Below are 24,123 nucleotides of genomic sequence, written 5' to 3'. Positions count from 1 at the left end.
CGCATCCGTCCGCGGGGAACGACCCCATAGTGGGAGGAGCTGGGGGCCGGGACGTGGAGCCGTGCCTCCGTCGCCCCCACCGGAGGTCCCCGTGGAGCCTCTCTTCCGTCTTGCCCTGCTGCGGCCCGCGATCGCGCAGGATCCCGACCAGCCCAGCGTCGAGCTGGCCCAGCAGACCGACTTCCAGCGGGCGCTGTCCGCCGCCTCCGGCGCGCCGGACCCCCGCACCGAACTCAGGCGGGTGGTGGGCGAGTACGTCGCCGGGCCGCTGTACATCGCCAGGCCCGAGCAGGCCCCACTGGGCAAGGAGACGGCCAGGTTCGCGGCGGCGCTGGACCGGCTGACGGGTCAGGCCGTGTCCCGGGCGGCGGCCGGACCCCTTCCGGCTGCCGCGGCTCCGGCTGCCGCGCCGCACCCCGGTCCCTCCGCGCCTCCCCCGCCCCCGCCCTCCCCGCGGGACGCCGTGATCACCGCCGTCCGTGAGGCGTTCGGCGCGGCCCCGGCGGACGTCGTGCAGAGCGCGCCGTACAAGGACGCCGTGGCGCGGCTCCGGGACAGCGTGCTCGCCGTCAAGTACCTGCCCGCCGAGCACACCCGCCCCCTGGACGAACTGGTGCGGCTGCTGCGCCACTTGGAGATCGTCGCCCGGCTCGTGGCGCGTCCCGCCTTCCCCGCCGGCGCGCAGGACCTCAGGCGCGCCCGCCGGCTGCCTCTGCGGCTGCCCGGTGCCACGGGTCTCGAACCCGTGCTGTCCACCGTCGAGGCCGAGCGCCGGCAGCGGGAGAAGGAGGCGGAGGCGGCCCGGGTGCGGCGCGAGCGGGCCGAGCAACTGCTCACCGAGTACCGGCAGTTGCGTACGGCGATCGAGGAGCTCGCGGGCCTCGGCGGGGAGCACTTCAGCATCAGCGCGCAGGCCGGGAGGGCGGAGGTGCTGCCGCCCGCCGACGCCACCCCGGCCGCCGAACTGGCCCGCCAGATCAGCTTCCACGGCCGCCTCGCGGAGGCCAACCTGCGGGCCCTGGCCGCGGGGGCCGGCGGCGGGGCCGGTGGCGGGGCCGGTGGCGGGGCCGGTGGCGGGGCCGGTGGCGGGATCGGTGGCGGGGCCGGTGGTGGCGCCCCCTCTCCCGCCGCGGCCGAGGAACCCCCGCCCGAGCCCCCGCAGCCCGGTGTCGTGGCCGGAGCCGCTCAGCTGGCCGGGCAGGTCTTCGGTGCCAAGCCGGACCTGCTCGCCGGCAGCCCGGAGTTCGTCCCGGCGATCCTGAAGGACCTCGGCTTCCGGCTCGGGCCGAACGCCCCGCAGCAGCTGTCGGAGCCCACCCGGGCCCTGCTGACGGCCCGCGGCATCGACGTGACGGCCCAGCCGCTGGACCGGATCGTCGCCCTGCTCCAGGGCGAGGTCGACCGGACGGCCGCGGAGCTGGAGAAACTGTTCGGCAAGCCCGTCAGGCGCAGCGTGCGGCGGATCGGCGACACGCTGGTCACCACCGTCACCCCGCTGCCGTCCGTCTGGAACGCGATCACCATCGGGGACCTGGACCCGGTCGAGAAGATCCCGCTGGAGACCGGCTCCGTCCCGGTCAGCCGGGGCAGCGTGAAGCCGTCCGGTGTGGCCGACCTCCTGGTGGTCCGCCAGCAGCTGGTCGGTTACGAGGGAGCCGACGTCGCCCACATCGAGAACGTGCTCAAGGGCGAGACCAAGCTGCGGGAGCACACCCGGCGGGAGGAGACCGAGCAGATCACCGTCCACGAGACGGAGACGATCACCTCCGAGGAACGCGAGCTGGAGTCGACCGACCGTTTCGAGATGAGCCGGGAGGCCAGTGCCGTCATCAAGGAGGACGCGGCGCTGAAGGCGGGCCTGACGGTCTCCGGGAAGTACGGGCCGACGGTGGAGTTCTCGGCCTCGGTGGAGGGCTCCGTCTCCCGGTCGAAGGAGGAGGCGACGAAGTCGGCGTCCACGTTCTCCCAGGACGTCACCCAGCGCAGCGCCGGCAAGATCTCCGAGCGGGTGCTGGAGCGCACCTCCCTGCGGGTCACCACGGAGGTCACCGAGAAGAACACCCACACGCTCGACAACAGCCCCGGCACCGGGCACATCTCGGGGGTCTACCAGTGGGTGACCAAGGTCTACCGGGCGCAGATGTTCAACTACGGGCTGCGCACCATGTTCGACTTCATGGTCCCCGAGCCGGCCGCGTTCCTCGTCCACACCCTCCAGTCGGCCCACGCCGGGGCGGTCCGGCTGGACAAGCCGCAGGCCTTCGGCCTGATGCCGCACCAGATCGACGAGACCAACTACCCCTACTGGGTGCAGGCGTACCAGGCGACGGACGTCTCCCCGCCGCCCGAGCGGTACGTGACCAAGTCCTTCGACTTCAAGGCGGGCGGCGGGGACAGCAAGACCAACTACAACCACTCCGGCCAGGTCACCATCGACGAGGGCTACCAGGCGCTCCAGGCGTCGGTGGCCTACATCGGCAACATCTGGGAGGGGACGTACTCCCTGGACGTGGTGGTGGGCCGGCGCACCCACCGGTTCGGCCCGGGGGACCGCTGGGTGTGGATCACCATGCTGGACGAGGAGCAGGGCTCCGTCCCGGTCGCCGTGGACACCCTGCGGCTCGCCCAGGTGGCCGTCGCCGTCGAGATCAAGTGCAGGCGCACCGACCGCGCGATGGAGAAGTGGCGGGCGGAGACCCACGCCAAGCTGACCACCGCCTACCGCGCCCGCCTCTCGGAGTACGAGGAGAAGCTCGCAGCGCTCACCCTGGAGGCCGGTGTCGCGATCGAGGGCCGCAACCCGCGGGCCAACGAGGAGCTGATCGCCCACGAACTGCGCAAGAGCTGCGTCAGCATCATGACCGAGCAGCACTTCGACCTCTTCGACGCGATGCACGTCACGAGCGACGAGGTCCCGCAGATGGACTTCGAGGAGGCCGCGGCGGAGGGCGCCTACGTCCGCTTCTTCGAGCAGGCCTTCGAGTGGGAGCACATGACGTGGGTGGCGTACCCGTACTTCTGGGGCCGTAAGTCCGAGTGGGACGAGCGGCTCGCCTACGACGATCCCGACCCGTTGTTCAACCAGTTCCTCAAGGCCGGCTACTGCCGTGTGACGGTCCCCGCCCGCCTCGGTTTCGAGGGTGCCATCGACCACTTCATGCACTTCGGCGAGTTGTGGGGCGGCGGCCCCCTCCCGACCGTGTCCAGCCCGCTCTACCTGCCCATCGCCGACGAGATCGCCGAACGGCTCGACCGCCCCGGCGACGAGATCCCGCAGGGCGGGCAGTGGACCGTACGCATCCCCACGAACCTGGTGCGGCTGCGTCCGGACGACCGGCTGCCGCGCTGGGTGCAGAACGCGGACGGCGACTGGGTCGAGGCCTGAGGGGATGAAGCACTTCGTCCTGGTGGCCGGGTATCCGCAGCCGCCCAAGAGCCTGCCGTTCCGGGCGTACTGCGAGAACCGGGTGCGGCGGCTGGTCGCGGCCAACAAGGCGCGCGAGGACCTGGTCTTCCAGATCATGGACGTGGGCAGCGGGGAGGTCGTCGTCCGGACGTTCACCTATCCGGGGGGCAACCGGACCGAGTCGGTCGCCGCGGTCCGCGCCTTCCGCCCGGTCACCCGCGCCCTCTACAACGGCAACGCCTTCGGGGACGGCCACTTCGACGTGATGTCGGCCATGGACGTCTACGCGGCGGTGAGCACCATCGGGGTCCGCGCCCCCGGCACCCTGAGGGAGCTGAGCTTCTTCTCGCACGGGTTCGCCGGGGGCCCGGTCCTGGTCGACAGCTGGGACGACGGCCAGTGGCAGCCGCCCGGCAGCCGGTACGCCGAGGTCGTGCCCAGCGGGAGACGGGACCCCGACGACCGGGACCCGCGGACGAAGGACTTCCAGCCCGCCAACATGGACCCCGCGGCACTGGCCGCCCTCCAGGCGGCCTACCACCCCGACGGGTTCAACTGGAGCTGGGGGTGCGCGTTCGGCCATGACTTCAACCAGGTCCTGGCCAAGGTGGAGCACCACCCCGACTACCGCTCCGCCGGTCTCGCCGACAGCCAGGTCCTGGTGCTCGGCGACCTTCCACCGGGCCCGGCCGCCGTACTGGGGATCGGTCTGGGGCGGGTCTTCCCCGACCCCCGGAGGATCGAGGTGACCTTCGGCGAGATCAGGCAGTTCGTCCGCAGGGAGATCCTCGGCTCCTACAGCCACGCCCTCGCGGTCGCCTCCCGGCGGAAGACCTTCGGCGCCCTGCTCGGCACCTACGCCGAGCCCGACACCGGTGCCCGCCCGCTGATGCACGTGAACAGTGCCTTCACCCGGCACTTCACCTTCTACAAGAACTACTTCGGCTTCACCTTCGACCCCGAGAGCCGGCGGTACGGCGGCTACGAGCCGGACTTCGGCTGAGCCCGGCGCCTGCCGGGCACCGAGAGAGAGACGGCAAACCGGGCATAGCCTCCCATCACTTGATATAAAGATCACATCAGGGCGTGACCAGCCCTTTTGCGGACGGAGCGGTCACGCCGGTCGTCTGCGATAGGAGCCCCCTAAGGAGAGGCATGCGGCCCTTCAGACTTGCGGCATCCCGACAGGCGCCGCTCTCCGTGCCCCGCCGGCCCGCCCATCCGGAAGGCACCCAGGCACGCTGGTACGGCCCCCTGTCGGTCGGGGTGGACCTGGCCGGCGCGGCCCTGCCGGTCGCGGCGGCGATCGTGGAGGTCCACGAGCCCCACCCGCTGCGTCTGGCGGCCGCCGCCGCCCTCATGTGGCCGCTCATCAGAGTCGCCGGCAAGCGGTACACGCCGTCCACCTGGGGTGACGGCGGGGGCGTGCGGGCCGTGCTGCGGGACTGGCTGCTGCTGGTCGGCGCGCTGGCGACGCTGCGCGTGCTGTGCGGGCTGCAGAGCGTGCCGGCCGAGGCCTTCACCGCGCTGCTCCCCGCGCTGGTGCTCACCGCGGCCTGCCACAAGGTGGTCCACCGTCACCTCCTGGCCGCCCGCCGCGACGGCCGCTGCCTGCGGCACGTCATGGTGGTCGGGGAGGGCCCGACGATCGACGCGGTGGTCGGGCAGCTGGCCCAGCGCACCGACCACGAGTACGTGATCGTGGGCTGCTGCCCGGTCGGGGAGGAGGAGGTGCTCTCCGGTGTCCCGGTGTACGTCCGACTGCCCCGTGAGGAACCCGAGGCGCCCGGGCAGGACGCCGCGACGGTGCTCGGCGCGGCGGACGAACTCCGCGCCGACATGGTCTTCGTGGTGTCGGGCCCACACCTGTCGGGCGAGCGGCTGCGCCGGCTGTCCTGGGCGGTGCACGACCGGGGCCGCCCGATCGTGGTGCTGCCCGGCATCATCGAGGTCGCCCGCCGCCGGGTCCGGCTCACCTCGGCGTCCGGACTCACCCTGCTGCACATCGCGCCGCCGCTGTGCCGTGGCCTGCCGGCCCTGCTGAAGTCGGCCGTGGACCGCGTGGGCGCGCTGCTGCTGATCGTGCTGCTCTCGCCGCTGCTGCTCCTGCTGGCGCTGGCCGTGCGGCTCGGCTCGCCCGGTCCCGCCTTCTACCGTCAGATCCGGGTCGGGCAGGGCAACACCACGTTCCCGATGTGGAAGTTCCGCACGATGGTGGTCGACGCGGACCGTCTCAAGGAGGAGCTGGAGGCGGCGAACGAGAACGACGGCCACATGTTCAAGATGCGCCGCGACCCCCGCGTCACCCCCGTGGGCCGCGTCCTGCGCCGCTACTCGCTGGACGAGCTGCCCCAGCTGTTCAACGTGCTCCTCGGCCACATGTCCCTGGTCGGCCCGCGCCCGCCCGTGCCGGAGGAGGTCGCCAAGTACAACCCGGTGGAACAGCGCCGGCTGCACGTCAAGCCGGGCCTGACCGGGCTGTGGCAGGTGAGCGGACGGTCGGACCTGTCCTGGCACGAGACGGTCTCCCTCGACCTGCGCTACGTCGACAACTGGTCCCCCTCCATGGACATCAACGTCATGGCCCGCACCGTGCGCGCGGTGCTGAACGGCCAGGGCGCCTACTGAAGTTCCTCCATCCGGGCAGGCCTGCTGCCAACACGCGCCGATCGCGGCGGGTTCGCCTTCCGGGGCATGAAGGATCACGCGGAGGACCACCGAGCCGAACACCTCGGACCTCCGGAGGGAACCGGGCAGGAACCGGAAGATACCGGTAGGAGCCGGGTAACCAGGAAGGAACCGGGAGGAACACCGTCATGGCGCAGACCGCCGCCGCCCCGCACCGGCCCGTCGTGGAGAGATCCCTGCGCGGCTTCACCGGCGCCGGATACGACAAGGGGCGCCCCCTGCTCGTCCAGGCCGCCTGGTTCGCCGTCCTCCACCTGGTCTTCGTCAAATGGTGGTGCCCGGACCGCTGGCGGCCGGCGCTGCTGCGCGCCTTCGGCGCCCGCGTCGGACAGCGGGTGCTGATCCGGCACGGGGTGCGGGTGCACTGGCCGTGGAAGCTGGAGATCGGCGACGACGTGTGGATCGGCGAGGACGCCTGGATCCTCAACCTCGAACCCGTCACGATCGGCCACGACTGCTGTGTCTCCCAGAGCGCGCTGTTGTGCACCGGCAGCCACCGCCCCCGGTCCGCCACGTTCGAGTTCGACAACGGACCCGTCCGGCTGGAGCCGGGCAGCTGGGTCGCGGCCCGTGCCGTCGTCCTGCGCGGGGTGACCGTCGGCCGGGGCGCCGTCGTGGGCGCCGGCGCCGTCGCCCACCGGGACCTCGCGCCCGGCGCGGTCCTGACCACGAAGGGACGCACGGCATGAGACTCCTGCACGTGGTCACGCTCGTCAGTGACGACGGTGCCTTCGGCGGGCCGCCGAGCGTCGCGGTCGCCCAGTGCGAGGAGCTGGCCGCGCGCGGCCACGACGTCACGCTGGTCTCGCTGTGGCGGGGCGGCGGCCGGGCACCGGACCGCGTCGGCACCGTACGGCTGCGCTCCCGCCCCGCCCGGACGCTGCTGCCGGGGCGGGGCTTCATCGGCCTGCTGCACCCCCTTCTCGTCCGCGACCTGTGGCGGGCCATGGGCGACGCCGAGGTCGTGCACGTCCACGCGGGACGCGACCTGGTCTCCCTGACCGCCCTCGCGGTGGCGGCCCTGCGCCGCGTGCCGTGCGTGGCCCAGACCCACGGCATGGTCGAGCCGCGCACCGCGCTCCCCGTGCGGCTGTTCGACCTGCTGTACCTGCCGCTGCTGCGCCGGGTGCGCGCCTGCTGCGTCCTGACCGAGCAGGAGCGCGGGCTGGTGGCGCGGGTGCTGGGCCCGGACGGTCCGCCGCTGCGGATCCTGCCCAACGGCATCCGCCCGGGGCCGCCCGAGCCGGAGCCGCGCCGGCCGCGCGAGCCGCACGTGCTGTTCCTCGCCCGGCTGCATCCCCGGAAGCGGCCCGAGGCGTTCGTGGAGATGGCCGCGCTGGTCCACCGGAAGATGCCCGGGGCCCGCTTCACGCTGTACGGCCCGGACGACGGCTCGCTGCCCGCCGTGCGCCGGCTCATCGAGGAGGGGCCCGCGGGTGTGGTCCGCTACGGCGGTGCGCTCGACCCGGCGGAGGCGCGTGAGGCCTACCGGTCGGCGGCCGTCCATGTGCTGGCCAGTGTGAACGAGCCGTTCGGGATGACCGTGATCGAGGCGCTGGCCGCCGGGACGCCCGTGGTGTGCACCGACACCTGCGGCATCGCCGACGAACTGGCCCGCCACGGCGCCGCCCTGGTCACCGACGGCACCCCCGCGTCCATGGCGGCAGCGGTCCACCGCCTGCTCACCGACCCGGCGCTGTGGACCCGGATGGCAGAAGCCGGCCGCCGCGTCGTCGAGAACGTCTACTCCATCGGCGCGGTGACGGACCGCCTGGAGGAGATCTACCGGACCGGCACGGACACCGGGACCGGTACCGGGACCAGGACCGGCAGGCACCAGGCGGCACACCCGGCCGACGGCCACCCGGGGCAGGAGCCCGTTCCGGCGGGCCCAGCGGCCCCGGCGGCCCCAGCCGGCCCGGCCGACTGACCGACCAGGCCGGCGCCCCGGTCACCGCAGGGTGCCCCGGTCACCGCAGTGGGCGGGGCGTGCGCGAGCCCGTGGCCGACGGCGGGTCGCGGTCGGCCACGGGCTGGGGTCGGTCAGGGCCGGCGGCGGTGTCCGGCCGCGTCCTGGAGGATGGTCTCGAAGCGGGAGGCGCAGGACTCCAGGGCGAACTCGCGCTCGGCCAGGGCGCGGCTCTCCTTGCCCAGCCGCTCGGCCCTGGCCGGGTCGGCCAGGAGGTCCCGGACCCAGGTGGCCGCGGCTCCCAGGGCCTGCTCGCCGGGCGGGAAGACCGCCGAGCCGGCCTGCCGGAGCAGCCGCGCGGCGAGGTTGTCGGCGGGCATCAGGCCGAGCACCGGCCGCCCGGCGCACAGGTAGGACAGCGTCTTGGACGGCACCGAGAACTGCCCGGCGTCCGGGTCCAGCAGGACGACGAGGACGTCACCCGTGCCGAGCACCTCGGACAGCCGCTCGTAGGGCTGGAAGGGCAGCAGGGTCAGCTCGACGCCCCGCGCGGCGGCGGCGTCCCGGAGCACGGGTACGGCGGGGCCGTCGTTGACGACCACGAGCCGTACCGGACTCCCCTGGTCGCGCAGCCGCTCGGCCAGCCGCACCAGCAGCTCGGGATTGTGCTTCAGCCCGAGCGTGCCCGAGTACAGCACCGTCCGCACGCCGTCCAGACCGTGCTCCGCCGACCAGGCGTTGGCCCGCTCCACCGGCACGATCTCGTCCAGCGGCGCCCAGTTGGGGATGACGGTGACCTTGCCGGCGGTGCCCCACCGCTCGTGGACCCGCACGAACGAGTCGGCGATCACCACGACGGCCGCGGCCTGCCGCGCGGACCACTTCTCGCCCGCCCCGAAGACCTTGGCCGCCAGTCCCATCGACCGGGCGACACCGCCGGCGGCGAAGCTCTCCAGCGCGACCGCGGTCACGTCCTGGTGCCACAGCACCCAGGGGATGCGCAGCCGCCGCAGCACGGCCGCGGTCGCCACCAGCACCGGGACGGGCAGGTTGGACAGCAGCGCCACGTCGGGTCTCTCACGGCGGACCTGCCGGGCGAGTTCGAGGCCCAGCCGGGTCTCCTGGCCGAGCCGGCGGACGTAGGCCTCCTTGCGCAGCCGGACGCCGTCCCCGATGGTGGCGAAGCGCAGGCCGGGGACGTCGGAGGCGAGGTCGCCCTTGCCGGAGACGTAGGCCGTGCACGTCGAGTGGACGACCTGGTGGCCGCGGCGCGCCAGCTCCCGGCTCAGCTGGGCCTGGAAGGGGTGGCCGCTGTAGTCGTGGACGAGGATTCTCATCGGCGTCACTGGTGGGAGCGCTTGACCTGGTCGTAGACCCACGCGTAGGTCTTCTCCAGTCCGTCGGCCAGGGAGACCGACGGCTCCCAGCCGTAGATCTCGCGGATCAGGGTGTTGTCGGAGTTGCGGCCGCGCACTCCCTGGGGGGCGTCCAGCCGGTGGCTGCGCTCGCAGCGGATGCCCGCGATCCGCTCCACGATGTCGACCAGCTGGTTGATGGTCACCAGCTCCGAGGAGCCGAGGTTGACCGGTTCGCCGCTGTCCCCCGCCATGATCATCTGCGTGCCGTGCAGGCAGTCGTCGATGTACATGAAGGAACGGGTCTGCAGGCCGTCGCCCCAGATCTCGATCCGGTGGTCCCCGGAGAGCACCGCCTCGGCCACCTTCCGGCACACCGCGGCGGGCGCCTTCTCCCGGCCGCCCGCCCAGGTGCCGTGCGGGCCGTACACGTTGTGGTAGCGGGCGACGCGGGTGGTGAAGCCGTAGTCCTCCGTGTAGTGGCGGCACATGCGCTCGGAGAAGAGCTTCTCCCAGCCGTAGCCGTCCTCCGGCTGCGCCGGGTAGGCGTCCTCCTCGCGCAGCGCGGTGACGTCCGGGTCGGTCTGCTTTCCGGCGGCGTAGACGCAGGCGGAGGAGGAGTAGAAGTACCGTTCCACGCCCGCCTCGTGCGCGGCCTGGAGCATGTGGGTGCTGGTCAGCACGGACATCATGCAGGCGGCCTTGTTGTTCTCGATGAAGCCCATGCCGCCCATGTCGGCGGCGAGCATGTACACCTGCCGCGCTCCCCGGACGCCCGCGCGCGCGTTCTCCAGCAGCGACAGGTCGGCGATCACGTTCTCCGCGGCGTCGTGGACCTGGTACCACTCCTGCCGGGGCTTGATGTCGATGGAGCGGACGGTGAGCCCCTGGGCCAGCAGCGAGCCCACGAGATGGCCCCCGATGAATCCCCCGCCCCCGGCAACGACGACGTCGACCTGCTTGCCCATGGGCAACTCCTCTGTCCGAAGATCTGATGACCTGACGGACCAAGGAATGCATATTTGTCCTTATTTTCGGCTTATGGCACGCCGCGCGTCCTCTCGCGTCACCCGATGACGGCGCCTTGCGCGCCTGACCGACTCGGCAGCTCATGGGCGTTATAAACCTGTTGATGAGCTTTCAGATGAAATACCCGATGGTGAGGGAGCTGCCGGGAGGCGAGGCACCCGTCCGCAGCGCGGTCGCGGTCTCCCTCTGGGCGCTGGCGCTGCTGGTCCTGCTGCCGGGGCTGCTCCTGCCGTCGGGCGGCACCCGCCTGTCGGTCGCGCTCGCCGCGCAGGCCGTGGTGGTGGCGCACACCGCGGTGGCCCTCATCCGCGTGCTCACCGCGACGACGGTGCGGCTCGTCGCCCTCGGCTTCTGGGTGTTCGCCTACATCTGGCTCGGTCTCGCGCCCCTGGCGCAGCTCGCTGCCGACGCCTACCCGTGGCCCTACCGGACCGGCCAGGCCACCGCCCTCACCGCCGTGGCCGTCGTCGAACTGGGGCTCCTCGCCCACACCGCGGGAACCGCCGTCGCCGCCCGCCGGGACCGCACCCGCGCGTCCGCCTCCTCGCCGGGGCCGGTGGAACGCCTGCTGTCCCGCCGCCTCGCCCCCTGGCGCCTGCTCTCCCTGTGCGGGCTCGCCCTGGCCCTGGCCGCCCTGCTCATCCCCGGCCAACCCGGCGGCGCCCGCGCCTACTTCACCAGCCGCCAGGCACTGCACGAGGCGGGCCTCATGGACGGGTCCGGCGACGCCTTCGTGGCGGCCCTGCGCAGCTGGTCTCTGTCCGTACCCGCGTTCTGGGCCCTGCTGGGCCTGCTGCACGTACCGCGCGCCCCCGGCGGCGACCGGGTGCTGCGCGGGGTCCGCCGACTGCTGCTGCCGCTCCTCCTCGCACTGAACGTCGTCGTCAACAACCCGGTCAGCAAACCCCGGTTCTGGTTCGGCACGGTCCTGATGGCCCTGCTGTTCTCCGTGCCCCGGATGTGCCGGCCCCGCGCCTTCCGCGCCATCGCCGCCACCCTCATGGCGACCGTGCTGCTGGTCTTCCCGTACAGCGACTACTTCCGCTACGACGACCGCGAACAGTTCACCGTCGTCTCCCTCTCCGCGCAGTTCACCGCCAACGGCGACTACGACGCCTTCCAGCAGGTGCAGACCGGTGTCGACCTCGCGCGGGACGAGGGGTTCGCCCCGCTGAACGCGCTGGGTCCCGTGCTGTTCTGGGTCCCGCGCTCGGTGTGGCCGGACAAACCGGACGACACCGGGATCGCCCTGGCCCACTACGCGGGCTACGACTTCCTCAACCTCTCCGCCCCGCTGTGGATCGAGAGCTACCTGTGGGCCGGCCCGCCCGCCGTGGCCGCCGTGTTCCTCCTGCTCGGCGCGGCCGGACGGCGCATGGACGACGTACGCCACCGGCTCCGCGGCCGGACCGGCACCCTCGCGGCCCTGCTGGTCCCGGCCTTCGCCTTCTACCAGATGGTCTTCCTGCGCGGCAGCCTGCTCGGGATCGTCGGCCCGCTGACGCTGCTGATGGCCGTTCCGCTGCTCGTCACCACCCGCCCGGCCCGCCAGCCCCGGCCCGTCACGTCGGCGCCGCCGGCCGCACCCACCCGCCCCGCACCCCTCCCCGGAACAGGAGGCCGTCCGTGACCGCCCCCCTCCACCTCCCCGACCGGTACGACGAGCCGGACCAGCTACGCGACCAACTCCGCCGGATCCTGCGCCATCGCGCCCTCATCGCCCTGGGCATCGCCCTGGGACTGCTCGGCGGGGCCGCACTGGCGCTCACCCGCGCCCACACCTACACCTCCACCAGCGAAGTCCTCGTACGCTCCACCGCCGACCCGTTCGGCGCGGTCAGCGTGGCCGCCGACAACCTGGTCAGCATGGGCACCGAGCAGCAGATCGCGGCCAGCACCGCGGTCGCCGTCCGCGCGGCGCGCCTCATGGGCCAGGCCGACAGCAGGGCGGCCGCGCTGGAGGACGACCTGCGGATCACCAACCAGGCCAAGTCCCAGGTGCTGCGCTTCGAGTTCACCGCCCGCACCCCGGGGCGCGCGGCGCGCGGCGCCAACGCCTTCGCCGAGGCCTACCTGGCCGACCGCAAGGCCCGCAACGAAGCCGCCGCACAGCGGGCCACCCGCAGCGTGGAGCAGCAGATCAAGACGGTGGAGGCGGCCAGGAAGAAGGAGGCCGAGAAGGACACGGAGGACGACACCGCGAAGGCCGCGCAGGGCGAGCTGGACACCCTGCACAAGCGCATCGTCGACATCAGGTCCCGCGACACCGACGGCGGTGACATCGTCCGCCGCGGCGAGGCCCCCCGCCGCCCCTCGGTCCCCGGCTGGCCGACCCTGCTCGCGCTCGGCCTGGCGAGCGGGCTGGCCCTCGGCGTCCTGCTGGCCTGGCTGCGCTCCGCCCTCGACACCCGGGTCCGCTCGGCCGACGAGGCCCGGGCCGCGCTGCGCACCCCGGTGCTCGGCCTGCTGCCCCCCGGCGACGACGAGGACGAGGGCCTGCTGGCCGTCGGCCGCCGTGGCGGTGACCGCGCGGAGACCCTGCGCGCCCTCGCCTACCGGCTGCGCCGGACCGTGCTGCCCGCCGGCCCCGGCCGCGTCCTCGTCGTGTCCCCCCGGCACGGTGCCGCCACCGAGGAGGTCGCCGTGAACCTGGCGGCGGCCCTCGCGGAGTGCGGCGACGAGGTGCTGCTGGTGGACGCCGACCCCGGCACGCCCGCCCTCACCGCCCGGCTGCCGCTGCTCCCGGACGACGCCCGCGGCCCCGAGGAGGCCTCCTCCCTGCCCGAGGGCAGCCGCCTGGTCGACGCCGGGAGCGCCGGGCGGTTCGCCTGCTGCGCCGGGGGCACGGGCTCGCCCGACCGGGCGGGCGGGACCTCCGCCGTCCAGCGGATCCCGGCCGGGTCCGACTCCCGCACCACGGTCGTCGTCACCCGGCCGCTGCTGGAACACGCCGACGCACTGGCCCTCGCCCAGCGCGTCGACGGCGTCCTGGTCGTGGCGGGCCTCGACACCACCCGGCGGGACGACCTCAGACGGGTGCACGAGCTGATCGGCTGCTCGGGCGGCGCCCTCCTCGGCGCCGTGCTCGACACCGGCCGCCGGCGCGGACGCCTCCGTGCCGTCCTGCGCCGCCGACCCGGGCGCCGCCCCGAGGCCGAGCCGGCCGCACCGGTCGTGGAGCTGCCGGCGCAGGACGACACCCTCTCGGTCTCCCGCGGATGACCGCCCCGGAAGCGCCCGCCCCCGCCGCCCGGACCAGCATCGCCGCCGCCGCGCGGGGCGGGTGGTGGGGGGTGGCGGGCTCGGCGACCAACGCCGTCTTCGCCTTCGTCTTCGTCGGACTGATCACCCGCGCCCTCGGAGCGCGGGGGGCGGGCGCCGTCTTCACCGGCGTGGCCCTGTTCACCATCCTCAGCAACACCTGCAAGCTCGGCTCCGACACCGGGCTCGTCCGCTTCGTCTCCCGGGACCTCGCCGTGGGCGGCGGCCGTTCGGTGGGCGGCCTGCTGCGCGCGGCCCTCGTCCCCGCGGTCGCGGCCAGTACGGCGGCCGCGCTGCCCCTGCTGCTCAGCCCCGCGGTGGCCACCACGCTCCTGCCGCACCTGCGGCCCGCCGACGCGGTCACCCTGGTACGGCTCTTCGGGCTGTTCCTGCCCGTCGCCACCGTGGGGCTGCTCCTGCTCAGCGCCCACCAGGGCCACGGCACCGTCACGGGGTTCGTCGGCGTGGAGCAGATCGGCAAGCCCGTGCTGCGCGTGCTGATCGCCGTCCCGGTGGCCGCGTGCGCCCCGGGCATGCTCCCCCTGGCCGCGGCCTGGCTGCTGCCCGCGCTGGCCGGCACGGTGGCCGCCTGGCTGGCCCTGCGCCGCTGCCGCGCCGCCCACGGCACCACGCACCCGGCCATGCGCGGAAACGTTCCTTGGCGCGCCTTCTGGAGCTTCTCCGCCCCCCGCGCGATCTCGTCCGTCTTCGACATCAGCGCGGTCTGGGTCGGCGTCATCCTGCTGTCCGCGCTGGCCACCGGCGTCGATGCGGGTGTCTACACCGCCATCGGCCGCGTCGTCACCGCCGGCACCCTGCTGCAACTGGCCGTCCGGCTCGCCGTGGCCCCCCAGATCAGCCGGCTGCTCGCCGTCGACCAGGTCGCCGAGGCGCGCCATCTGCACCGCGTCTCGACCTGCTGGATCGTGCTCTTCTCCTGGCCGCTGTTCGTCCTCGTCGCCGCCTTCCCCGGCACCGTACTGTCGGTCTTCGGCCCGGAGTTCGTCCGCGGAGCGCCCGCCCTGGTCGTGCTGTGCGTGGCCTCGATGGTCAACGTCGCGGTCGGCAACGCCCAGACCGTGCTGCTGATGTCCGGCAGGAGTTCCTGGCATCTCGCCGTCACCGCGGCCGCGTTCGCGGTGCAGCTGGTGGTGGGTGTGATCGCCGTACCGCGGTGGGGCGTCGTGGGGGCCGCGGTGTCCTGGGGCGCGGCCATCGTCGTGGAGAACCTCTCGGCCGCCCTGCTCATCCGGCTGCGCCTCGGCTTCACGACCGTGGACCGCGGCTACACCACCGCCCTCGGTACCGGGCTGTCCGTCTCGGTGGTGCTGGCCGCCCTGCGCCTCCTGGAAGGTGACACGCTGTCAGGACTCGCCGCCGGGATGACCTTGGGAATGTGTGTATTTGGTACTACTTTGTGGTGGTATCGCAGGCCGCTGGGAGTGAGTGAGCTGGTCGGAGTTCTGCGCCGTCGCGCTGCGTGAGCCCAGGCAGGGGCGTACGGACGGGTCCGGCAGGCCCCTGTCATTCCCCGCGCGCCGCCCACACCACTGCCATCCGGGGTCTCCATTGCGCCTGAGAAAGCTCCCGTCGAGGGCGGCCACCAGGGCTGTCGCCGTCGCCCTCCTGTGCTCCGCCGCACAGTTCCATCCCCCCGCCGCCACGGCCGCCGCCGAACCCAAGGCGTCCTTCACCGCCGACCCGCTGACCACATGGCAGACGAACGGCGTCGTCTGGTCGCTGGCCTCCGCGCACGGCGTCGTCTACGTCGGCGGCACCTTCGACTCGGTACGGCCGCCCGGCGCGCAACCCGGCCAACGGGAGGTCCCGCGCCGCAACTTCGCCGCGCTCGACGCGGCGACCGGTGACCTGCTGCCGTGCGCGCCGTCGTTCACGGGGGGCGAGGGAACCGTCCGGGCCCTCAAGACCTCCCCGGACGGCCGGGTGCTGTACGTGGGCGGCTCCTTCAGCCATGTCGGATCCACGGGTGTGGCCAGCGCCGTCGCCCTGGACACGGCCGACTGCACCCTGCGCCGGGACTTCAGGCCGGCGGTGTCCGCGACCGTCCGGGCGATCGAGACCACCGGCCGGACCGTCTACCTCGGCGGTGACTTCAGCCAGGTCGACGGCCGGACCAGGCAGCACATCGCCGCCCTCACCCCCGAGGGCGCCCTGCGTCCCTTCCGGGCGGACGTCGACGCGCCGGTCCGCGCGCTGTCCGCGGTGCCCTCCCGCGGAAAGCTGTACGCCGGCGGCGACTTCGAGTGGGTCAACGGCCGGTGGGCCCACTCGCTGGTCGCCCTGGACGCCACCAGCGGAGCGACCGAGCGCACCTTCCCCGACTGGCTGCCGCCCCGCTCGTCGGTGAAGTCGATCGCGCAGGACGGCACCCGCTTCTACGTGGGCGCCGAAGGGCACGGCGAGGGCGTCTTCGACGGCCGTATCGCGGGCCGGCTGGACGACGACCGGATGGTGTGGAAGGACACCTGCTACGGCGCCACCCAGGTGGTCCTGCCCTACCGGGGCGTCCTCTACAGCGCCTCCCACGCCCACGACTGCAGCGAGACCCCGGGCGGCTTCCCCGAGCGGCACGACCGGCAGCACCTGCTGGCCCAGTCGCCCACGACCAGCCGGATCCTGCACTGGTTCCCCGACACCGACGAAGGGACGGGGGAGCAGGTGGGACCCCGTGCGCTGACGGTCGCCCGGGGCGTCCTCTGGGTGGGCGGCGAGTTCACCCGGGTCAACGGCGGCCCCCAGCAGGGCCTGACCCGTTTCGGGGCCGGCCCCGACACCGGGGCACCGGAGGTGCCCGCCCTCTCGCTCTCCGCCGCGCGCACCGGACACGTCGTCCTGCACTGGCAGGCCTCCTGGGACCGGGAGGACGCGACGCTCACCTACCGGCTCTACCGGGACGGCAGGCTGATCGCGGAGAAGAAGCAGGCGTCCACCTACTGGAACCGCCCGTGGATGAGCCACACCGACTCCGTGGCCCCCGGCTCCCGGCACGAGTACCGGATCCAGGTGTCGGACGGGGTGAACACCTCGCCGAAGTCCCCGGCGACGCGCGTGGACGTACCCGCCGGGGCGGCGACGGCCCGGACGACGGCGGGTGGCCCGTGGAGATGACCCGCATCGGGTTCGCCCCGGGTGTCTACGACCTGTTCCACATCGGCCACCTCAACATCCTGCGCCGGGCGCGCCGGCACTGCGACCGCCTGATCGCCGGGGTCACCTCGGACGATCTGGCCGAGCGGCTCAAGGGCCGGCGTCCGGTCATCCCGCTCTCCGAGCGACTGGAGATCGTCGCCAGCCTGCGCTGCGTCGACGTCGCCGTCGTGGAGGCGGAGGAGGACAAGATGGAGACGTGGAAGCGGCTCGGCTTCCACGTCATCTTCAAGGGCGACGACTGGCGGGGTACGCCCAAGTGGCTCGAGCTGGAACGGCGTTTCGCACCGGTCGGTGTGGAGGTCGTCTACTTCCCCTACACCGTGCACACCTCCAGCACCCTGCTGCGCGCATCGCTGGAGCTGCTCTCCCGGAAGAGGGCGCCGGAGATCATCTCAGCGCAGCTCGCGGAACCACTTGACCAGGCAGGCGGCCATGAACAGGAGGTGGGCCAGCAGCAATGCGCAGTAAACGGAAAGGAAGACGTGCTGACTGCCCAGGAATAGGAAGCTGATGCAGGTGATGCCGTAGTCCACCGGCAGGAGCAGCACGGCCCGCAGCACCGGCGTGGGCCCCGCCGTCGCCGGGGCGGCCGCCCGCCGTTTGAGCTGCTCGGTCAGGATCCCGGCGAAGAAGATCACCACGGCCGCCAGCTCGAACAGCATCGGGGCCAGCAGGAAGGCCGGGCTGGGCAGCGAGAAGAAGCGGTAGAACGACACCAGTACGACCAGGTGCACCGAGACCAGCTTGAAGCAGTCCAGCACATGGTCCAGCCATTCGCCGGACGGACTTCCCGAGCGCTGCGTGCGGGCGAGCTGTCCGTCCGCCGCATCCAGGGCGAACCCGACGGCCAGGGCGGCACAGACACCGACCGACATCCCCGTGCCGGGCCGCACCAGCGCCACGGTGGCCAGGGCGGGAAAGGTGAACAGGGCACCGAGCACCGTCACCTGATTGGGGGTCGCACCGACGCGGTGGGCCAGCACGGCCAGAAGGCGGCCGGCCGGCCGGTTGACGTACAGGGTGTAGGCCGACACCCCCCTCGCCGGCTTCTGTGCCGCCGACATATGCCTGAGCGCCTCGATGAACCCGGTCATTCAGCTCCTTACAGGCTGGAAAGGAGGGAATTATGACAGAAAGGGATGGACCGATGTCCCGTGTCAGCCGTCGGCACCTTCTGCGTGGTGGCGCCTCCGTGCTGGCCGCCACGGCCCTGTCCACCCGCAGCGCGTCCGCCCTCGGCCGCATGGCGGGCACGCCGGACACCGTGGTCAACGTCGTCGACCTGGGCGCGGTGGGCGACGGGCGGGCCGACGACAGCGGGGCCTTCGAGGCCGCCTACTCGTACGCCGCCGCGCGCGTCTCCGGCGGGGTCGGCCGCGTGGTGATCGAGATCCCCGCCGGCGAGTACCTCATCACCCGACCGCACGCGCTGCTGAACGGGGTCGCACCGCCGCGGCCCGCGAGCGGCCTGCGCTTCTCCGGCGCGGGCCGCCGCATGACCAGCCTCGTCTTCCGGCCCGATTCCGGCCCGGGGTCCTTCCTGTGCCGGAACCAGGACGTGTGGTCCAACCTCTCCTTCGAACGCCTGCAGTTCCGCTCGGCCACGCCCGGAGCCTCCTTCTTCGACTCGTACTCGACCGGGCAGGCGCAGGACTACCGGTTCTCCGAGTGCGAGTGGATGGGGGAGTGGGAGTACGGCCTCGCCCTGAGCGGTACGGACACCAACTCGGAGATGCGGTGGGAGGCGTGCCGGGTCGGCGGCCGCTACCGCAGGGCGTTCCTGTACTCGGGGCTGACCCGGGAGGGACAGCAGGACCCGAACGACCAGGACCAGTTCCTCAACTACTGGTTCACCGACATGAAGGTGGAGTACGAGTGGGGGAACTTCCTGGAGTTCCCCTACGGGGGCTCCATCGCCTGCCGGGGCGGCTCGTACATCATCACCGACAGACGCCCCCAGAGCCCGGAGTACGGCACCACCAGCACGTTCTTCCGCTTCCCCGTCGCCCGGCACCACGACTCCGTGCAGCGGTTCCACGCCCAGGACATCCGCTTCGAGGTGCGCAACCCGGACGTCGTCGTCATCGACTGCGTGTGGAACAGCGGCACGGTCCACTTCAGCGACTGCGACGACACCGCCTTCGCCTACCGGGACTTCTCCGCCGACGTCCGCCCGCACCGCTACACCGTGGGCCCGCGCGGGCCCCTCGTCCGCTACGACTCCTGCCAGCTGGTGGGCCGCCACGAGTACCGCCCGGCCGCCGCCCCGGACCCCCTCCCGGTGCTCGCCCGCTACGACATGTGCCTGCTGCGCAGCCACACGGCCCGGGACTTCGTGGTCGCCGCCGGCACGGACCCGGTGCCCTTCGTCCAGTTCGTCGACTGTGTCGACGAGGGCAACACGAGCGAGGCGTCCCGCCCGGCCACCCCCTCCTCCCCCTCCACCCCGCCGCCGTGCCTCGCGCCCGGCCAGTCCCCGAGCCCCAGCCCGGCCCCGAACCCGACCCCCGGTACCCCGACTCCCAGCCCGGAGCCGACACCGGAGCCGAGCCCCGCCTCGGCACCCGTGCCGCAGCCGGCGACGACCCCTGCGGCCGGCCCCGCGGCGGCCCCCGGCACCCCGGACGCCCCGCTGCCCGACACCGGTCGGACGGACTGCTCCTCCCCGCCGCGGAAGGCCCCCTGACCCGGCGTACTCCGTCCGGCACCGGCCACCTGCCCCCCTGCGGAACGGCGGTCACTCCTGGGAGGGACTTCTCGGCGCCGGTGATCCGGTGGCGGACCGGTCGGCGCGCAAGCTCACTGCTATGCGGAGGGGGCGCCCGATACTCCGGAAACACCGAAGGAAAGGCATCACGATGTCACGCTTGGCGCATTCGGCGCTGCACAGGGCCCGGCTGGGAACGGCCGCGCTCACCGCTGCCGCCGCCGTCCTGGCCGTAGGCCTGTCCGGACCGCCCTCGACGGCCGCGGAAACGCCCGCCGCCGCCCGCGCGGGCGGCGCACCGTCCTCGGTCAGCACGCTGAACCGCACCCTGACGACGCCCTGGGGAATCTCCTTCCTCCGGACGGACAAAGCGGCGCTGGTGACCGAACGCGACACCGCCGTGGTCTGGAAGGTCGCCCTGGACGGCGCCAAGAAGAAGGTCGGCACGGTGCCGAACGCGGTGTGGAACCAGCAGACGCAGGACAAGGGCGGACTGCTCGGTGTCGCCGTGTCCCCGACCTGGAACGGGACGTCCGACCAGGACGTGTTCTTCATGGAGACCACGCGCACGGACAACCGTGTGGTCAGGATGCGTTTCGACGGCAAGAAGCTGAGCGGGTACACCCCCGTCCTGACCGGGATCGTCAGGGACACCCAGCACAACGGCGGGAAGATCGCCTTCGGGCCCGACGGATACCTGTACGTCGCCACCGGCGACGCCCAGCAGGGCGCACTGGCCCAGGACAAGAAGTCCCTCAACGGAAAGATCCTGCGGATCACGAAGACCGGTGCCGCGGCTCCCGGGAACCCCTTCGGCACCCGCGTCTACAGCTACGGCCACCGCAATCCCCAGGGACTGGCCTGGGACCGTGCCGGGCGGCTGTGGTCGACCGAGATCGGCCTGGAGACCTGGGACGAACTCAACCTCGTCAAGCCGGGCCGGAACTACGGCTGGCCGGCCTGTGAGGGCTCCTGCTCCCGCGCGGGGATGACGAACCCGAAGCTGGTCTGGAAGCCGGACGAGGGGGGCGTGCCCGCCCAGGTCGCGGTCGTGAACAACGTCATCTACGCCACCACGCTGAGCGGCCGCCGGCTGTGGCGCATCCCGATCGACGCCACCGGCCAGGACGTCGGCCGCGCGACCGCCTACTACAACGGCGCCTACGGCCGGCTGCGGGCCCTGGCCAAGGTCCCCGGCGCCGACCAGCTGTGGATGGGCACCAGCGACCGCGGCATCGCCAAGGACCTCCTCCTCAAGGTGACGATCAAGTAGGGACGGCCGGCCCCAGGCTCCCTCCCGCCCGGGAGGGCAACACCCCGCACACCCCTGTGCAGAAAGGAAGGCACGCATCATGACCGAAGCCGTAGAACGGGCCGAGCAGCCCGCCCGCGCCCCCGAGGAGACGGAGCGGACCGCCTGGCAGACCCCCGGATACGTGGTCGTCGACACCGCGCTGGAGGTCACCGCCTACTCCCTCAGCGTCCGCTAGCCCCGTCATGCTGCTGCAGGTGCTCGGTACCGCGGCCGGCGGCGGCATCCCCCAGTGGAACTGCGCGTGCCCCGGGTGCTCCGGGGCACGTGCCCACCCCGGGCGGCGCCGCCTGCACGCCTCACTGGCCGTCCGTGCCGACGAGGGCCGCTGGTACCTCGTCAACGCCACCCCCGACCTCGGCGACCAGATCGAGGACCACCCGGTGCTTCACCCCGGGCCCAGGCCCCGGCAGACGCCGGTCGCCGGGGTCGTCCTCACCGACGCCGAACTCGACCACACGCTGGGAATCTGGCGGCTGCGCGAGGCGGACCGCCTGGAGATCCTCGCCACCGCCCCCGTCCGCCAGGCGGTCGACCACCGCCTGCGCCTCGGCCCGGTCCTCACCCCGTACACCACCCTGACCTGGCGGGAACTGCGGTGCCCCGGCACCCAGCCGCTGCTCGGCGACACCGGCGGCCCGGCCGGCTCCGGCCTGCTGGTCAGCGCCGTACCCGTCTCCGGCAAGCGACCGCGCTACGCCGTCGACGCCCCCGCCGACGGCGCCTGGGTCGTCGCGCTGCGCCTGTACGAACCGGCCACCGGCCGGACCGTCCTGTACGCCCCGGCCGTGGCCGCCTGGTCCGACGCGCTGCACCAGGCCGCCGCCGAAGCCGACTGCGTCATCCTCGACGGCACCTTCTGGGACGAGGAGGAGCCCCGCAGCGCCGGCATCTCCCCCCGCACCGCCACCGGCATGGGCCACCTGCCCATCGACGGGCCGGGCGGCACCGCCCGCATCCTCGCCACGCTGCCCGCCCGCTGCCTCTACACCCACCTCAACAACACGAATCCCCTCGTCGACCCCGCGGCGCCGCAGCACAAGCGGCTCGCCCGGCTGGGTCTCGGGGTGGCCGAAGACGGAATGGTGATCGAGCTGTGACCACGACACTCGCCCCGCCGGCGAAGCCCTGGAGCCGCGCCGAGTTCGAGTCCCGCCTGCGCGCGGTGGGCCAGGACCGGTACCACGACCGCCACCCCTTCAACCTCCGCATGCACGAGGGCGACCTCACCCCGCACGAGGTGCGCTGCTGGATCACCAACCGCTTCCACTACCAGCGCCACATCCCGGTCAAGGACGCGCTGATCCTCGCGAAGCTGGACTCGTCCCGCCTGCGGCGCATGTGGCTGCGGCGGATCGAGGACCACGACGGGCGCGGCGAGGGCGAGGGCGGCATCGAGCGCTGGCTGCGGCTCGGCGAGGCGGCCGGCCTGGACCGCGCGACCCTGCTGTCGGGCGGCACCGTGCTGCCGGGCGTCCGGCTCGCCGTGGAGGGCTACGTCAACTTCTGCCGGCTGCGCTCCCCCCTGGAGGCCGTCGCCGCCTCGCTGACCGAGCTGACCGCGCCCGACCTGATGCGCCTGCGCATCGAGGCGTTCGAGCGCCACTACCCCTGGATCGCCCCCGACGGACTCGCCTACTTCCGCGCCCGCGTCGACCAGGGCCGGCGCGACAGCGCCGAGGCGCTGGACCTCGTCCTGGAGTGGGCCCGTACCCCGGAGGAGCAGGAGAAGGCCGTGGCCGCGCTCTCCTTCAAGTGCGACGTGCTGTGGTCCCTGCTCGACGCCGTACAGCAGCACGCCGGTCGGCACAGCCTGCCGGAGCCGGTGTGATGCCCCGCCCCGCGGCCCCGGCGGACCAGTGGCGCCCCGCGCTCGCCCCCGCGCTGATGCTGCGGCACGACCCCGTGCGCGACACGGACCTGCTGGTCCTGCCGGAACGCGTGGTCGTCCTCACCGGGCGGGCCGGCACCGTCGTCGGCCTGTGCGACGGCACCCGCACCGTGCCCGGGATCATTGGCGAGCTGTCCGAGCGCTTCCCCGGCGCGCCGGTGGCCGGCACCGTCCCCGCGTTCCTGGACAGCCTGCGCCGGGAGGGCTGGCTGACGTGACCGCTCCCGCGCCCCCCGGATCCGCCGTGGCACCCCCGTGGGCCCTGCTCGCCGAACTCACCCACGCCTGCCCGCTGCACTGCCCGTACTGCTCGAACCCCCTGGAACTGGCCCGCCGCTCCGCCGAGCTGAGCACCGAGGAGTGGACGGACGTCCTGCGGCAGGCCGGTGCGCTGGGCGTCGTGCACACCCACCTCTCCGGCGGCGAGCCGCTGCTCCGGCCCGACCTGGAACAGATCGTGGCCGCCGCCGAAACCGCCGGGATCTACACCCAGTTGGTCACGAGCGGCACCGGTCTGGACGAGGCCCGGCTGGCCGCGCTCACCGCGGCCGGGCTGCGCAGCGTCCAACTGTCCGTGCAGCACGCCGACCCGCGGGCCGGCGACCGTATCGCCGGACGCCCCTCCTCCTTCGCCGCGAAGGAACGGGCGGCGGCCCTCGTCCGCCGGGCCGGGCTCCCGCTGGGGCTGAACGTCGTCCTGCACCGCGACAACCTCGACGCCGTCGACGCCCTCATCGACCTGGGCGTGGCCTGGGGAGCGGACCGCGTCGAGCTGGCCAACACCCAGTTCTACGGCTGGGGCCTGCTCAACCGGTCCGCGCTGCTGCCCACCCGCGACCAGCTGTCCCGCGCCCGGGAGACGGTGGAGCGCCGCCGGGAGCAACTGGGCGACCGGATCGACCTGGTCTGGGTCGTCCCCGACTACTTCGACGGCGTGGCCAAGCCCTGCATGGGCGGCTGGGGCGCGGTCTCGCTCACCGTCACACCGGACGGAACCGTCCTGCCGTGCCCCGCGGCCGCCTCCCTGCCGGACCTCGACCCGCCCAGCGTCCGCGACCACCCCCTCGCCTGGATCTGGGAACACTCCCCGGCCTTCGGCCGCTACCGCGGCACGGACTGGATGACCGGCCCCTGCCGCGGCTGCCCGCGCCGGGAGGAGGACTTCGGCGGCTGCCGCTGCCAGGCCTTCGCCCTCACCGGCGACGCCACCCGCACCGACCCTGCCTGCGCCCTCTCCCCCGACCACCATCTCGTCCGCGACCCGGCCGACGCCGGCCGTGCCGAGCCGCCCCCGTACGTCTACCGCCGCCCCGGCGCGGCACCTGTACCGGCACCTGCACCGGCACTGACACCAGCACCGACACCCGCCGCCGGGGGCCGTGACCCCCTCTGAC

19 protein-coding genes and 1 pseudogene are annotated in these 24,123 nt (G+C 73.2%); 17 read left to right on the top strand and 3 right to left on the bottom strand.

Annotated features, from left to right (window positions below):
• The first annotated feature begins 91 nt into the window (after window positions 1–91).
• The 5 genes from IEZ20_RS09805 to IEZ20_RS09785 all read left to right on the top strand — a co-directional run bounded on the left by IEZ20_RS09805 (window position 92) and on the right by IEZ20_RS09785 (window position 8,024).
• Window positions 92–3,385, top strand: coding sequence for a hypothetical protein (locus IEZ20_RS09805; RefSeq protein ID WP_189296552.1), 3,294 nt, complete (start codon window positions 92–94; stop codon window positions 3,383–3,385).
• 4 nt (window positions 3,386–3,389) lie between these two features.
• Window positions 3,390–4,409 (top strand): hypothetical protein, encoded by a 1,020-nt coding sequence (locus tag IEZ20_RS09800; RefSeq protein ID WP_189296550.1) that lies wholly within the window; start codon window positions 3,390–3,392, stop codon window positions 4,407–4,409.
• A gap of 263 nt (window positions 4,410–4,672) precedes the next feature.
• Window positions 4,673–6,034, top strand: coding sequence for a sugar transferase (locus tag IEZ20_RS09795; protein ID WP_189297019.1), 1,362 nt, complete (start codon window positions 4,673–4,675; stop codon window positions 6,032–6,034).
• 188 nt (window positions 6,035–6,222) lie between these two features.
• Complete coding sequence (locus tag IEZ20_RS09790) at window positions 6,223–6,783, top strand: DapH/DapD/GlmU-related protein (RefSeq protein WP_189296549.1); 561 nt, start codon at window positions 6,223–6,225, stop codon at window positions 6,781–6,783.
• Complete coding sequence (locus IEZ20_RS09785) at window positions 6,780–8,024, top strand: glycosyltransferase (protein ID WP_229895994.1); 1,245 nt, start codon at window positions 6,780–6,782, stop codon at window positions 8,022–8,024. Before IEZ20_RS09790 ends, IEZ20_RS09785 begins: the two co-directional genes overlap by 4 nt.
• 113 nt (window positions 8,025–8,137) lie before the next feature.
• Here IEZ20_RS09785 and IEZ20_RS09780 read toward each other — a convergent pair whose 3' ends face one another.
• Together IEZ20_RS09780 and IEZ20_RS09775 are read right to left on the bottom strand one after the other, a co-directional pair.
• Window positions 8,138–9,340 (bottom strand): glycosyltransferase family 4 protein, encoded by a 1,203-nt coding sequence (locus IEZ20_RS09780; protein WP_189296546.1) that lies wholly within the window; start codon window positions 9,338–9,340, stop codon window positions 8,138–8,140.
• Between the two features lie 5 nt (window positions 9,341–9,345).
• Complete coding sequence (locus tag IEZ20_RS09775) at window positions 9,346–10,326, bottom strand: NAD-dependent epimerase/dehydratase family protein (RefSeq protein ID WP_189296544.1); 981 nt, start codon at window positions 10,324–10,326, stop codon at window positions 9,346–9,348.
• A gap of 164 nt (window positions 10,327–10,490) precedes the next feature.
• Between IEZ20_RS09775 and IEZ20_RS09770 the strand changes: the two genes are divergently transcribed.
• The 5 genes and pseudogenes from IEZ20_RS09770 to IEZ20_RS09750 all read left to right on the top strand — a co-directional run.
• Window positions 10,491–12,017 carry a hypothetical protein gene (locus tag IEZ20_RS09770; protein WP_229895993.1) on the top strand — a complete coding sequence of 509 codons (1,527 nt, stop codon included), beginning with the start codon at window positions 10,491–10,493 and terminating at the stop codon, window positions 12,015–12,017.
• Entirely contained in the window at window positions 12,014–13,609 is a 1,596-nt protein-coding gene (locus IEZ20_RS09765) for a hypothetical protein (protein WP_189296541.1), read from the top strand. Before IEZ20_RS09770 ends, IEZ20_RS09765 begins: the two co-directional genes overlap by 4 nt.
• The gene (locus IEZ20_RS09760) at window positions 13,606–15,132 is read left to right on the top strand and encodes an oligosaccharide flippase family protein (RefSeq protein WP_189296539.1); all 1,527 of its coding nucleotides are present in this window, start codon (window positions 13,606–13,608) and stop codon (window positions 15,130–15,132) included. Before IEZ20_RS09765 ends, IEZ20_RS09760 begins: the two co-directional genes overlap by 4 nt.
• A gap of 85 nt (window positions 15,133–15,217) precedes the next feature.
• Window positions 15,218–16,777 carry a fibronectin type III domain-containing protein gene (locus tag IEZ20_RS09755; RefSeq protein ID WP_189296537.1) on the top strand — a complete coding sequence of 520 codons (1,560 nt, stop codon included), beginning with the start codon at window positions 15,218–15,220 and terminating at the stop codon, window positions 16,775–16,777.
• Window positions 16,774–17,184 (top strand): annotated as a pseudogene (locus IEZ20_RS09750) (FAD synthase family protein); the annotation flags it as partial. The gene IEZ20_RS09755 and the pseudogene IEZ20_RS09750, both read left to right, overlap by 4 nt.
• A 27-nt stretch (window positions 17,185–17,211) precedes the next feature.
• On the opposite strand, the gene IEZ20_RS09745 reads toward IEZ20_RS09750, so the two are convergent.
• Window positions 17,212–17,913, bottom strand: coding sequence for a CDP-alcohol phosphatidyltransferase family protein (locus IEZ20_RS09745; protein ID WP_189296533.1), 702 nt, complete (start codon window positions 17,911–17,913; stop codon window positions 17,212–17,214).
• Between the two features lie 53 nt (window positions 17,914–17,966).
• Between IEZ20_RS09745 and IEZ20_RS09740 the strand changes: the two genes are divergently transcribed.
• The 7 genes from IEZ20_RS09740 to pqqE all read left to right on the top strand — a co-directional run bounded on the left by IEZ20_RS09740 (window position 17,967) and on the right by pqqE (window position 24,122).
• Window positions 17,967–19,505: a glycosyl hydrolase family 28-related protein gene (locus IEZ20_RS09740; RefSeq protein ID WP_189296531.1), complete on the top strand. Its 1,539-nt coding sequence runs from the start codon at window positions 17,967–17,969 to the stop codon at window positions 19,503–19,505.
• A 172-nt stretch (window positions 19,506–19,677) separates the two neighbouring features.
• On the top strand, window positions 19,678–20,799 hold the full coding sequence (locus tag IEZ20_RS09735) for a PQQ-dependent sugar dehydrogenase (protein WP_189296529.1): 1,122 nt from the start codon (window positions 19,678–19,680) through the stop codon (window positions 20,797–20,799).
• 79 nt (window positions 20,800–20,878) lie between these two features.
• Window positions 20,879–21,016 carry a pyrroloquinoline quinone precursor peptide PqqA gene (pqqA, locus tag IEZ20_RS09730; protein WP_189296527.1) on the top strand — a complete coding sequence of 46 codons (138 nt, stop codon included), beginning with the start codon at window positions 20,879–20,881 and terminating at the stop codon, window positions 21,014–21,016.
• Window positions 21,017–21,023: 7 nt separating this feature from the next.
• Complete coding sequence (gene pqqB, locus IEZ20_RS09725) at window positions 21,024–21,938, top strand: pyrroloquinoline quinone biosynthesis protein PqqB (RefSeq protein WP_189296525.1); 915 nt, start codon at window positions 21,024–21,026, stop codon at window positions 21,936–21,938.
• Window positions 21,935–22,669, top strand: coding sequence for a pyrroloquinoline-quinone synthase PqqC (pqqC, locus tag IEZ20_RS09720; RefSeq protein WP_189296523.1), 735 nt, complete (start codon window positions 21,935–21,937; stop codon window positions 22,667–22,669). The genes pqqB and pqqC overlap by 4 nt, the downstream gene beginning before the upstream one ends.
• The gene (pqqD, locus tag IEZ20_RS09715; RefSeq protein ID WP_189296521.1) at window positions 22,669–22,947 is read left to right on the top strand and encodes a pyrroloquinoline quinone biosynthesis peptide chaperone PqqD; all 279 of its coding nucleotides are present in this window, start codon (window positions 22,669–22,671) and stop codon (window positions 22,945–22,947) included. Before pqqC ends, pqqD begins: the two co-directional genes overlap by 1 nt.
• Entirely contained in the window at window positions 22,944–24,122 is a 1,179-nt protein-coding gene (pqqE, locus tag IEZ20_RS09710) for a pyrroloquinoline quinone biosynthesis protein PqqE (RefSeq protein WP_189296519.1), read from the top strand. The genes pqqD and pqqE overlap by 4 nt, the downstream gene beginning before the upstream one ends.
• The last annotated feature ends 1 nt before the right edge of the window (window position 24,123 follow it).

Source organism: Streptomyces cinerochromogenes (genome assembly GCF_014648635.1).
In the GTDB taxonomy this organism is placed as follows: Bacteria; Actinomycetota; Actinomycetes; order Streptomycetales; family Streptomycetaceae; genus Streptomyces; species Streptomyces cinerochromogenes.
This window is presented reverse-complemented; position numbering and strand designations above follow the sequence as displayed.